The sequence below is a fragment of the Bradyrhizobium sp. genome (genome assembly GCF_035935975.1).
Taxonomy (GTDB): Bacteria; Pseudomonadota; Alphaproteobacteria; order Rhizobiales; family Xanthobacteraceae; genus Bradyrhizobium.
In genome coordinates this window covers 51,362-63,509 of record NZ_DASYWN010000060.1, presented here as the reverse complement: position 1 = coordinate 63,509, position 12,148 = coordinate 51,362, and the positions used below count along the sequence as shown (strand labels likewise).

Annotated in this window: 11 protein-coding genes; all 11 read right to left on the bottom strand. The window is 62.4% G+C overall.

The annotated features are described in order from the left end of the window. On the bottom strand, positions 1 to 891 hold the full coding sequence (locus VGR99_RS38230; RefSeq protein WP_326905112.1) for a tail fiber protein: 891 nt from the start codon (positions 889 to 891) through the stop codon (positions 1 to 3). Between the two features lie 202 nt (positions 892 to 1,093). Next, a complete protein-coding gene (locus VGR99_RS38225; protein WP_326905111.1) occupies positions 1,094 to 3,154 on the bottom strand; it encodes a hypothetical protein in 2,061 nt (686 codons plus the stop codon). Further along, the gene (locus VGR99_RS38220) at positions 3,154 to 4,860 is read right to left on the bottom strand and encodes a hypothetical protein (RefSeq protein WP_326905110.1); all 1,707 of its coding nucleotides are present in this window, start codon (positions 4,858 to 4,860) and stop codon (positions 3,154 to 3,156) included. Before VGR99_RS38220 ends, VGR99_RS38225 begins: the two co-directional genes overlap by 1 nt. A gap of 35 nt (positions 4,861 to 4,895) precedes the next feature. Further along, positions 4,896 to 5,897, bottom strand: coding sequence for a tail fiber domain-containing protein (locus VGR99_RS38215; protein WP_326905109.1), 1,002 nt, complete (start codon positions 5,895 to 5,897; stop codon positions 4,896 to 4,898). Continuing rightward, positions 5,897 to 6,274 (bottom strand): GNAT family protein, encoded by a 378-nt coding sequence (locus VGR99_RS38210; protein ID WP_326905108.1) that lies wholly within the window; start codon positions 6,272 to 6,274, stop codon positions 5,897 to 5,899. The genes VGR99_RS38215 and VGR99_RS38210 overlap by 1 nt, the downstream gene beginning before the upstream one ends. Next, entirely contained in the window at positions 6,271 to 7,923 is a 1,653-nt protein-coding gene (locus VGR99_RS38205) for a hypothetical protein (RefSeq protein WP_326905107.1), read from the bottom strand. The genes VGR99_RS38210 and VGR99_RS38205 overlap by 4 nt, the downstream gene beginning before the upstream one ends. Next, entirely contained in the window at positions 7,920 to 8,603 is a 684-nt protein-coding gene (locus VGR99_RS38200) for a hypothetical protein (RefSeq protein ID WP_326905106.1), read from the bottom strand. Before VGR99_RS38200 ends, VGR99_RS38205 begins: the two co-directional genes overlap by 4 nt. Then, the gene (locus tag VGR99_RS38195; protein WP_326905105.1) at positions 8,603 to 9,298 is read right to left on the bottom strand and encodes a hypothetical protein; all 696 of its coding nucleotides are present in this window, start codon (positions 9,296 to 9,298) and stop codon (positions 8,603 to 8,605) included. The genes VGR99_RS38200 and VGR99_RS38195 overlap by 1 nt, the downstream gene beginning before the upstream one ends. Before the next feature lie 63 nt (positions 9,299 to 9,361). Further along, a complete protein-coding gene (locus VGR99_RS38190; protein WP_326905104.1) occupies positions 9,362 to 9,877 on the bottom strand; it encodes a hypothetical protein in 516 nt (171 codons plus the stop codon). Between the two features lie 57 nt (positions 9,878 to 9,934). After that, complete coding sequence (locus tag VGR99_RS38185) at positions 9,935 to 10,957, bottom strand: phage major capsid protein (protein WP_326905103.1); 1,023 nt, start codon at positions 10,955 to 10,957, stop codon at positions 9,935 to 9,937. Positions 10,958 to 10,969: 12 nt separating this feature from the next. After that, positions 10,970 to 12,127: a hypothetical protein gene (locus tag VGR99_RS38180; protein ID WP_326905102.1), complete on the bottom strand. Its 1,158-nt coding sequence runs from the start codon at positions 12,125 to 12,127 to the stop codon at positions 10,970 to 10,972. Positions 12,128 to 12,148: the final 21 nt, after the last annotated feature.

Sequence of the window (12,148 nt, the reverse complement as noted above, 5' to 3'; positions counted from 1 at the left end):
TCAGGCCCCAGCAAAGAGTACATAGCTAACAACAATTGTGGGCTGCACATTCATGTGCCCAAGCCCGCCACCGGCCGCGGCGTTGTTGATCGTGATGTTTGACTGAGAGCTGCCGGTCGTGTCGCCGACCTGATTGGTGTTGACCGTTAAGGCCGACGTACCATCATTTCTAAGACCGCCCAGCAGACGGGTGTACGAGTGCGCGTGGCCGTTGTCGGTCAGCGTGTTGCCATGAACGTGCGAAGGTATCTGTGATTCCAGAAGCGTTATGTTTTGCGCCCCACCGACTGCGCCTAAGGTCTGTCCATCAACATCGCTTGGTCCGAATGAAAGCCGGCCGGCCGGAGTTCCACCAAGGTTATCTTTACAAGCGAGAACACGTCCGCGCAGGTCTCCAACCCCAAACGTCGTCGAACCGTTACCGTTGTTGTAGAAAGCATTTCCAGCAGCGATCTCAGACTGCGCAAAAGCCCACAGGTCCGCGTACGTGGCACGGCTCAGCGTCTGTCCGTAGGGGAGAACGTAAAGCGCGGGAGCACTCGTTCCCGTAAACGGGACGAGAGATCCGATCGGGAGTGCGCCGCTCTTAAACCCGCCTGACGATAGTTCAGCGACTTGAGTGCCACCCACGGAAAAACCGATGCCGGCAGTCGTCTTATAGATGCCGGTGCTCGTGGCGCTGCCGAATGCCATACCCGGCGTTCCAACTGCGCCGTCCGCAAGCTTGAGCGGCCCAGTCATGGCGGCGGCGCCCGACCTCATTAGCCGGAGCGACATGGAAGAGGCCAGATCTTCCAAGGGCGGATTGTGTTGGCTTGCCAAGATGGTTTCGCCGGTTACGGCGAGGTAGCCACCAGGCAGGCTGTAATTGCCATTTGCGTCTGAGGGCAAAGGCCCCTCCTCATAGAAAAAGGCCCCTGTCGGGGCCTTGGATGGTCGGTCGAACTTGGATAATCTGGTCGGATGACCAGCCTTATTCAGTTGCTCGCAGCACTCGCGCTCGGCGCGGTGGTCACATTCTTTGTTAAGCGCTGGGAAGCCTTCGTCGGCGATACCGACTTGGCCTTCCTGATCGGTTTCCCTGCCCTCTGCCTCATTGCGTGGATTTACGACCGGCGGCAGGCGCGGTTACGGAAATCCAATATGGCGATGACAGAACGCGATTGATCGCGCGCGCGTTCTCGCCGGTAGTCCGTGCCGACTCCAGCAAAGCGCGAGCGACGCGCTCAACGGCCGGTCCCTGCTGGGCGAGAATATTGCCGATTTCATCCTTGGTCCTCGCGCTGCTCGCACCTGAGATCGCCTTGGCGACTGCGTTGAGCGCCTTCAGGCCGATCCCAGTTATGGTCGTGTCGTGCGGGACATTGCCGCCCTCGGCGCCCTTCATCGAAGCTGCGGCTTCTACGCGCTGGGCCGTCTGCGAGTTCTGGACGATATCCTGATAGGCCTGCCGGAAGCGGCGGTTATCCATCAAGGCCTTAGCGACATTCGCAACCGGGCCCTCTCCGAAGATCGTCTCGAGCTTTTGGCTATTCCAGTCCTGCGGCGTGCCGATCTTGCGCTCTAGAGTGTTCAGGTCGTTGACGTTGGTGCCGACGAGGCGGTCAAGCTCGGCGCGGGTTCCTTGGCGCAAGCGCACCGGTGCGGCTGATGGGCCGACCATCTTGCCTTGCGGGAGAGCGCCTTGCGAAATTTCGTCCGCTAACTCCACCGGCCGAATGGCGGTCTTTCCGCTCTCGAGGACTTGGGTCCCCCGCTGAAGCGCGGCCGACTGGCGATGTGACTCCGCGAGTTGCGCATCAACCGCCTTGATCCCTGGAACTGAGCGCGCCAATTCTTCGTCAACCGCTTGGCGCGTTTGCGTCAAAACGCGGATTACATTGGGGTCAGCCTCGGTCTTGAGCATGCCGTCAATGGCTTCTCTGGTGTTGAGAAGAACGGCCGGGTTATCCGACAAAGGCGGACGGGCACCAGGGGCAGCATTTCGCAGCGGCTGGCCATCCAGCATATCTCGGACTTGCTGGGCCGCTCGCTGAGCTCCGCCGCGTTCGACGACCGCAATATCCTCAAGTTGGTTGGCCAACGCCCGGGTATTCGTGGGCCGCGCATTCTGCAATAGCGGCTGATAGTCGAGGCCAGCATAGGCACGATCACCGGACAGCCCCGCCTCTATGCGGGACGGCACCGACGCCGGTCCTAGGTTTGTATCCAGCGCTTCTGCCAACCTCTGCCCAGTGCGCGCATCGCGCTCGCGCAACGCATTCACAAGCGCCGTACGGCCCGATCCCGTGCCCGTCCCGGCGCCCTGCCCGAGCCCCAGCATGGCCGGCCCCGCATCGACCAGCATCGCATCCGGGCCCATGGAAGGAAGCTCCCGCAGGCCGGCCTCGTCGGCCTGGGCGGCGGCCCGCAGGAGCGCAGACGCGCCACGGCTGGCGCCCTCTACGCGCGGGCCGAGGAAGGATGCCGCCGTGCGATACAGCGCTCCAGCGGCGTTTCCAACAACGGGGAGCGCCCCGCCGATCAGCGCGCCCGTCGTAGCGCCCTTCTTGGCATTCTCGATGTAGTCCGCAATGCGCTCGGAATAGGTGCTACCGGCTCCGTGCGCTGCGCCATAAGCGGCGCCTTCAGCGCCATAGCCGAGCACGCGCGGCAACAACGCAGGACCGACGCGGGTTGCCAAGGTAACGCCATTCTTGACGAGGCCAGCGCCTCCAGCCAAACCGCCTGCGACATCGCCGACTACTGCTGCCGCCGGCTGCTCCTGCCGCCGCGCCTCGCTCTCGGCGTGCTGAGCCTTGACACCCTCAGAATAAGACGGCGCCTGGCCGGTCAGCGCGTCCATGCCGCCGGCGAACCTGTCTGCAAGCCCGAAGGTCATGCCATTTGCAGCTGCGCGCACGATGTTGTCAGCTGTTCGGCCAGCCGTGCGCGCCAACTCGCCATAGCCCATGGCGGCCAGCGCCGGCGGGGCCTCTGCCCCGGTCGGAGCGGCGAACGGGTCTGCGGGCGGTGCCGGGGCGGTAGCGGGCGCTGCCGCCGGCGCGACCTGCCGCATCCTCGTGATCTCGCCGGCAAGAGCGCGTGCGGCCGCCACATCGCCGGCGGCGTCCGCGTTCACCAAAGCCTTTCCGAGTTCGTCCAGCGTCGCCATTACTTGCTGTACTTCTTCACAAGGTCATCGATGTTTGAAGGCGTGTGAACCGTCGCGGTCGCCTTTGGCACTGTCCACGGGTCGAACGTGCCGAAGTCAGGCACCACGTCGAGCACGTTCATCCGGTTGCGCTCGGCAATGCCACGATAGCGCGCCGCGTCCCGGTCGAACTCGCCCTTATAGGCTTGGATGCGCCCATAGGCTTCAGCCATGAGCGCCTGCCGGCCTTCCGGCGTCAGGCCGCCCTGCCCGTTGATCTGAGCAATGATGCCGTTCAGCTTCTCCTGCCAACCTTGCGCATTGTTGGCCATCTGGATTTCGCCCTCGCGAACGACCGAGCCGGGGTCCATGATCTTGCCGAGGCCATAGACGAGGTTGAGATCCGCGGCCTTCGTATTGCGGCCTGCGGCCTCGTGCATCGCCTGATAGATCGGCGCGGCCTGCGACAGGTTCTTGTAGGACGGGAGCTGGGCAAACTCCGTGCGGGCCTTGGCCGTGTCGTCGAAGCTGGCCGGCAGCGCATTGGCGACGCCAGCCTTGGATGCCGCTTCCCGGTACACCTTGGGATCTTGCCCCTGAGGGATTTGGATAGGCTGACCGTCAGCACCTACGACAGCGGGAGGCGGCGCGGTGCCCTGCGGTCCCGGTGTCGTGGTCTGGGTGCGAGGATCGCGCCAGCCATACTGCTCGTTGCCGAAGGCGTCCTTGCCTATGACGCCGTATTCCGGCCCCTTGTTCGGCTCGCCCTTGGCCAACTCGCGGACCACATTGCCGCGCTTGTCCATAACGATGATCTTGTTGCCGGCATCAGCGGTCGTAACGCCCTCGCTCGAAAGCTGGTTTTGCAGCATGATGCTCAGCACCTTCTTGGTGCCTTCGCTCACATAGGGGCTTGCGATCGCCGACAAGATGCGAGGGTTCGGGCCAGTTGGCGCAACAGCCGCAGCGACGGACTGGACGGCGGGAGACGGGGGAGCCGCCGGCGCAGCAGCGGCTTCAACGGGAGCAGCGGCCGGCGCGCTCGGCGCCGCTACCGCAGGCCCAGCGACCTGATACGGCGCCCCACCATACGCCTTGCTGAACCGATCGGCGTAGCTCTGCACCGTCGTCCCGAGCTGATCTCGAGCATTCGGGTTGTTCATGCCCCTCTCGCCGGCGAACCATGCCTTGGCCGCGCCCTCCGGGCCGTACATCTGGGCATACTGGCCGAACTGGCCCTTGAACACCGCTTCCTGCGCCTCAGGACTCGCCAAGAACTGCTCGGGCGTCATCGCCTGCCCGGTATAGGTCTTCGTCCATGTCGGGATGTTAGCGCCCATGACCTGGTACTTGCCGTAGGCGCGGTCGCCGGTTTTCGTCACGGGCCCGAGCAGATCGTACTTTCCGCCGCTTTCAATACTGGCGATTGCGGATGCAGCGTCACCTGAGGCCGGCGCTGCCGCTGGCACCGTGGGGGCGGTCGCAGCTGCGGCGGGCACAATATTCGTGGGCGCCCCACCAGCCACAAGGCTGGAGATAAGAGCCGCCTCGCTTGCCGCATTCGCCTTGGCGGCCTCATTCGCATCGCGGGCCTGCATACCGCCAAAGAGCGCCTGCGCCACGCGCGCAGCACCTTGCGACCAGCTCTTGACCGGCGAATAATCTGAACCCTGCTCCATCATCGACTGCGCGACCTTGCGCTGAGCAGCGATCTCTTCCGGCGTCATTTGAGAGCCGCCGGGGCCCCACACGAAAGCGGCCATTAGGCAAGCCCCAGCATTGCATAATCAACCATCTTAAGGCCATCCCGCTCGATCACGGCAGCCGGCATAACCCGCGCGACCTCGTCAGCCATGACACCTCGCTCACGCTTGCCGAAGATAGTGTATTCATAGACAGGCAAGCCGTGCGGCCCATCTCCAATATGTTTCACGTCTGATTTCAGACGGCGATCCGAGTACTTGTAGATTCCCATGCCGCCCGCCGTGCCAGCGAGACCGAACAAGCCGCCCATGAGCGCGTTCTGCTGGCCCACCTGCGTCTGATACTGCTGATTGGCGACGTTGTAGTTGTTGTTCACAAGTCCCGTGTAATCCACGCCGGCGACGTTGGTCTGCGGCGTGCTCGTGAAATTCGGCTGAGAGACCTGAGATCCAGACAGGAGCGCCGATATCTCGTTAATTGGCTGGTTGCGCTCAGCCATTATCTCGTTGACAGATTGCTGCCGACCATTGAGCAGAAGCTGATCCAAGGCATCATTCTTCGTCTGCCCGAGCCGCTGCATCTCGGCATTCCACGCATCTGAGCCGGCCCGGATACCGCTGTTGGCAAGCCGCGTCCGCAACGCCTCCTCATCCCGATCGAACTGGGGCTGAAGGCGCTTGGTGCCCAGATCCATCAGGCGGCTTTCGACCGCATCGTTGGAGAGGTTGACGTTCGTCCCTAGCAAGCTGCCGATCTTGGCAGACTGATCGACGCCGATCTGGCCAATGTTCTGCTTGGTCTGATCGCTCAGGCTCTTGAGGAGCTGTTGCGTGGGCGAAAGCGTCTGCGTAGCCGTGAACTGCGGCACGGTGTAGCTCTTGCCGTCCGCTCCGGTGAACGTGTTGTTGCCTGTCTGGTTGTAGGTGAGGGAGCCGTCGGGCGTCACCTGGTTGGTCATGTTCAGAAGCTGCTGCGTCGTCGCAGTGTTCTGGTTCATGTCGCCCTGCGCCTTGGCAGTGGCTACCGGATCAGGAGCGGCCGGGGCCGAAGGAGTATCCATCAATAGTTCCAATCTTCACGCAAGATGCCGAGGATCGTCGCGTCCCTGCCCTTGCCAAAGTGGTTGCGTTTGAGGCCTTCCACCGCGGCGCCCAGTCGTTGGGCAATCTCTATGACCTGGGGCTGCTCAGTCGTGATCGACATCCGTTCGCAGCCAACCTTCTCGAAGACGTATTTGCCAACAGCCGCGATGAAATCCCGGTTGAACGGCCCGCCGGCGACCGTGACCGAGATGTCATGGCCCGTATAACAATTGAACACGACGCCAGCCGTGATCTTGCCGTCTCGCTCAATTCCCATCGCCGTAAAAGGCGGATAAATGATAGATCCGCACCGCTCGCCGACGAACCTTGCAACCCTCTCGTCAGTGACGATCACGTTACGATGTCGGCCAAGTCAAACGTCATATCTGTCTGCACGTACTCAATATCTGGCGGCGATAGCGAACCGCTCGTGATCTGCGCCGCTACCGAAACTGAGTACCCTTCACCGCCGATCGACTGCCAGGCGCTGAATGTTTGTTTCTGTGCAGCAGCGCCCCAAGTGCTCTCGCCCCATACGGCCGTTCCCCATAGCGCGCCGCTGGTCGCGCCAGAGTCATCCGGCGCCGGTGGCAGAACGACTTGGAAATCCGCCTGCATCGACAAGGTGACGTTGACGGATGCGGCTGATCTGACGACAGAGCGTGCCAACAGCCCCGTTTTCAGCGAAGCCGGGCTTTTAAGGGGATCGAACAAGGGGACAACCGTTGCCGTGTACGGCAATTCCTGATCAATCCCGGTCACTTCACATTCGATAATCCGCCCCTCGATCGATCCGAAGAACATACGGTCACCGAACAAGGCGACGCACGTTCCCTGCCATCCCGTGAACAGCGCCCAAGCGCCGGTTCTGGCGTTGGCAACAAACATCTGAGCCTGCGAACTCGTAGGAGTCGGGAGCGCCACTAGGACCATCTGCTTCGTCGGCCAGACTTCGCAGTGCCAGTCTTCTCCAGACCTATTCCTAACCGCGTCGTTCCAGGCTTCCTCGATTGAGTAGGAGATCGCCGATGGCGCGAGGGCCGCGATGTCACGCTGAACGGCCACCGAGAGCGGCACAAAGCCAATGTCCGTCGCAATGACAAGATCGCCACCAGCCCGGATGAAGGCTTTCGGTCCTCGAGGCTTGCCAATCCGGTAGACGCCAACTTTCGACCATGCACTTGCATCGCCGGGATTGGTGCCTTGGTAAACTGCGACCTCACCTTCAGTCGAGACGAACACGCACTGTTCTGACAGGCCGGCGCCGCTATCGAGCGACCATGACGCTCCGAATAGGAGCGCGCCACCTCGGGTAAACACGCCGCCCAGTGGGAATTTCGAAGCCGCGCCCCCGATCGTGTCAACCGAGAGGTACCAAACGTTCTGCGTGTCCTTTTCGACGAAGAACAGGCGGTTCTTGTATGACCACACGAACGACAGCGTCTCTGGCGTCACGCCCGTGATCGCAGGCGACGTATCCCAAGCCGTCCCATCATAGACGAGCGGAGTATCCACCCCATTCACTGCGCGCAGGAAAGTGCCGCCAGACGTGGAGAACTGGACGACAGACCAATCCCCACCATTGAAACCAGACATATCGGGGCTAGTCGTTCCGATCACCAGAATATTTCCGAGATCGTCAACCAGCCGATTGCCCAGCCCGTCAACCAGATATGCGGGGGTCGTCCCTGCCGTCACATCGAATATTTCGTGTTCGGTCGCAGCAAACAGAGAACGGTTGTTGCCATCCACGTAGGTGAATAGCGCCGTGATGTCTTCGGAGCCGTCCACCACCGTATGGACCTGAGATCCACCGCGCATCCGAATTCCGGTCGCGGTCGGAAACCAGTTCTCCAGCACCGCGGCACCGTTGACCCGAGACCCATCCGGCCGGCGCGCATCGGGCAATGCCAAATTCACGTTCTTGATCCAGCCCCCGACAGGCGCCGGAAAGCTCTGCATCTTGGCAATACGCGGCTTTACGCGCGCAGCGGGCTGCCTCATGGGCCGAGCGGACCTGGGTAGGAGTTCTTGACGTTGTACGGCACACGCTGGCGTCCGGCCACGAGAACGCGGCTTCCCTTATCGGTCGCCGACTCTTCGCCGAACGCGATCTCGAAATTCTGCATGTCCTCGGCGTATTCCAGACGCTTGGATGCACGCCAGCGCCAGATGATCGAGAGCGTCAGCAGCCGCTCAGGAAGGACGAAGGTGTCCGTGTCGGCCGTAAAGGCTGGTTTGTCGCCAGACACCGCGTTCTTGCTAATGTAGTAGTACGAATGAACTACACCGATGGCCGGGGCCGGCCGGACCTGCAACTGGCCGCCGAGAACGATCCAGTAGCCCGGCACTGTCGTGCTCATGTGGTTCAGGAAATAGTCCCACTGATCAAGGTCTTTGGCCTTCACCAGATCAATGTTCGAAGCGCTGCTAGCAAGGTTGGTCTTCGCGGCCATCCGGTCATAGTCGGAAGGCAGATCAAAGCTCATGTCCGAGCCATCTCCGGTGATCGTGGCCCGCTTGGTCAGGATCTGCCAGTCGTACCGCTTCATGATCGCGACGGCGGACTTGTTCGCCTGAACACGCAGTTCCTTGGCGAACCTGTCCGTCGTCGAGAAAAGCGTCGTCGGCTCCGTCTGGCTCAGTTCGATTGCTGCTTCCTGACAGGCCGAAAGAACAGTCATCAGGCCGCCTCATCCGCAAGGCCGATGGCGACTTCCTCGGCGCGCTTCACCAGCGTCGCATGCGACGGGTTCCCCTTGGGACGTTCGCCGATCTTCTCCTCAATCCAGTCTTTGATCTGGTCGGCTGACCAAGATGCGAATTGCGAGTCGGGCGAGGCCTTGTCGGCCCGTAGCTCGGCGACAGTGCGGCGCAGCTCCTCGATCTCCGCTGCCATCTTCATGACATTGGCCGAGCCAGAGGCGTTGTCGAGGTAGGCCTGCGCCTGGTTCTTCAGATCGCGGCCACCCTGCCCGAGGTTCTTGAGCGGCTGTCCGTCGAGCGCAGCGAGAGCTTCCGCCGTGTAGATGCTGAGCGCCTTCAGCTCGGAGCGCTTGGCCTGCGTCAGGAACGGCAGCTCGTCCACCGGCGTCCCCTCAGCGACCTGATGCTCCTTCGCCTTGAAGCGCTTGTATTGATCGCTCCAGCGCTCGGCATAGGTGATCTTGAGGGTATCGCCGTGCTCGTCCTGCGCTTCGCCGCAGATAGCATGCGCTGGGAAAATGCTGATCTTATTGCGGTCGCCGGCGAAGCGCACTTCCACGATCTCCATGTCGTCATAGATCGGCCGGCCGGCCTCACGGCTCTTGGCCTCGTTCTTCGTGGTGTGGATCTTGAACACGGGGATAACCAGCGGGTCGTTCTTGTCGAGAGACATTTGGCTCTTCCTGTCTGAGAGGGCGCAAAAGAAAGGCGGGGCCGAAGCCCCGCCTGTTTGTCGTTAGACGATCTGCCCCTGCAAGAAGGGCCGGTTGATCTGGATAATGCCCAGGCCAGTCGACGGAGTGCCGGTGGTGGTCGACACCTTTGCATTGACGACCTGCTCGCCGTTCACCTGCGTATCGTCCACACTGCCCGGCGTCGCCGCCAACATGAACACGTCCGCGCCCGGCGTCATCGCGTTCGGCGCCTTCACAGCCGCCGCGCCCGCGATCTGATACCAGCCGTACTGGTTGGCGACATTCGCAGACATAGCGACCGCAACAGGACCGTTGCCGCCGGTGGCCGGTGCAAGCGCCGTGGTGCCAAGCGTCTGGTCATAGGTGACCAGCGAGCCAACGACCGTGGACGCAACACCTTTGAGGAAGATGAATTCGCCGGTCCCATAGGTGGGGTCGACGGCTGAGACAATCGTGCCGAGGGGCGGAACGGCAGAGCCGCCGCCAGTCCACGGCGCCGTGGAGGTCACGGCGATTTTGGGAAGACCCATCGCCTCGTCCATGATGGTGTATGCCATGTGAGAAGTCTCCGAATTGGGGAAAGGGGAAAGAAGCGGCCCGAAGGCCGCCTCAGATCACGCCGCCGGGTTGCTGTCGTACATGCGCCAGTTGAACAGCGGGTTCGTCATGGTCAGCTCGCCCATCCACCCGATGAACTGCGCCAGAGCGTCTTGGTTGAGAGGCTTCTGGCCGTCGCCCTCGAACAGCTTGTCGAAGTTGCGGCTCGGGTTGTACCGAAGCCGAAGGCTGTCGGTATCCAGGCCGTAGGTGGTGTTCGCCGGCATGTTGGAGCCGATGCCACCATCCATGACGATCTCTGCACGCTTGCCGCCGCCGATGTACTCCAGCGCCGAGAAGCCCAGCTTGCCGAGCTCGCTCGAGGTGTTGGTCGTGCGCTGGATTGCCAGCGTCGCCGCGTCGTAGGCCTCGTAGTGTTCCGGGCTCATGATGAGCAGATCCGCATGGCGCCGGCCGCGCGAGCGGGCCGTCATGATGCGGTTGAGGAACGGCCGGATCGTGGTGGACGACACTTGCGTGCCGATGGTCGTGAACGCGGAGTTCACGTCATAGGTCGTGGTGCGCCAGATCGCATTGGCCGAACGATCGATGCCGCCGTAGGTGCCCGAGTTGGTGACAATCGGGACCGCAGCCGCAAGGCCGGTCATCTGCTTGCCGCCGTTCGCCGTACCGTCCGAGTGAATACCCTGGTCCATCGCATCTTCCAGCGACGACTCCGCGGCAGACATGTAGGACTTCAGCACCGGCTTGAGCTGATTGGCGCCCTGGTTGTTGAGGATTTCCTCCATGGTCAGGCTGATCGGGACAGCCACCATCTTGGGAGTGTAGTAGGCGTCGTTGAACAGCTCGATCGGGGGATTGTCCAGGAAGTCATAACCGGAATACCACTGGGCATCCTGCTTTGCGATCTGGAGGGTTTCACGGATACGGGGGCCGGAATAGGACTCCCACAGACCCTTGCGCCGCAGCGTGGCGAGAAGCGCGTTTCCGTTCGAAACGAGGTCCTGCCAAGCCGGCGAGCGCTCTTCAAGTGCCATCGAAAGCACCTGCTGATAAGCGGTTACCGGGTTGATAGCCATTGTCTAGTTCTCCTAGCCCACCTGCCCGAAGGCACGGTCAAGGGCTTCATCGAGGGATTTGGGAACGCGCTTCTTCGCTGCCGGGGTTGAGCCCGCGGAAGGTGCGCCGTTGATGGACTTCTGGCCCTTGTCGGGTTGAACCGGGGGCTCGGGTGCAGCGGATGAGGCTGCGAGAGGATCTTCCTTGGCTGCTGCCGCGGGTGCGGGGTTGAGCCGCTCCGCTCTGCTATAGGCCTCGGCAAGCGAATAGCCGTGCTTCAGCTCTTCGCTGATCGCGTCGGCCAGTTCTTCAAAGCGGGGATGATCCGCTGCGAATTTGTTGACTTCAGTGAGCGTCGCATCGCGGCTCTGCTGCTGGAGCGTCTGGGTGACGCCGCCGACCTGTTCCTTGATCGCGGTAAGCTCGGCGCGCAGCTCACGGATCGTCGCGTCCTGCTGGCTCGCCACCTGCTCTGGCTTCTGGCCCATCACATGAGCGGCCACATCACGCAGCGACAGCCCCATGCGCTGGCAGATCATGTCCAGGCCGCCGATCGGGTCCTGACGAAGCTTGTTCTCCATGTTGACATATTCACGGACGACGCCGGACAGCTCCTTGCCGCTGGCCTTCGCCATGTCGTGGAATTCGTTCAGAGTACCGTCACGCTCGGCCGCGCCCTTGTACTTCTGGAAGCCGTCCGTCAGCTCCTTGATCGCGCGCTCGGTCTCACGACGCACGGACTCGGGCGCGGTCGCCCATTCCTTCTTGGCATCGTCCGAGAAGCGCGAGGGCGCGTCGCTGGCCGTGAAGCTCTGCTTGGCCGGCTCAGCCACTTTCGGCGCCGGCGCGGCCTTCGGATCGACCACCGGCTCCTTGGCCGCGAACTTGCCACCCTCGCCGCGCGCCTGCGGCTCCTTTGGCTCAACCTTCGCATCGGCCTTGGCGTCGGCTTTGGGCTCGGGCGTCTTGGCGGCCGCGGCCTGCTTCTCTTGGCTCTTCGCAATGGCGCGATCAATGCTGTCGTCGAGCGATGCGGGCTTGGCCGGAACATCCGGCTTGGCCTGAGCGTCGGGCGGAATCTGCGAGCCGAGCGGCGAATTGAAGCCTGGAGCGTTCTCGTTGATGACGGCGCCCCCAGCGGGCGCGTCGGACACGGGGGCGCTATCAGCGACAATGGCTGCATCGGTCATGAAGTATCTCCGTCTGAGGGA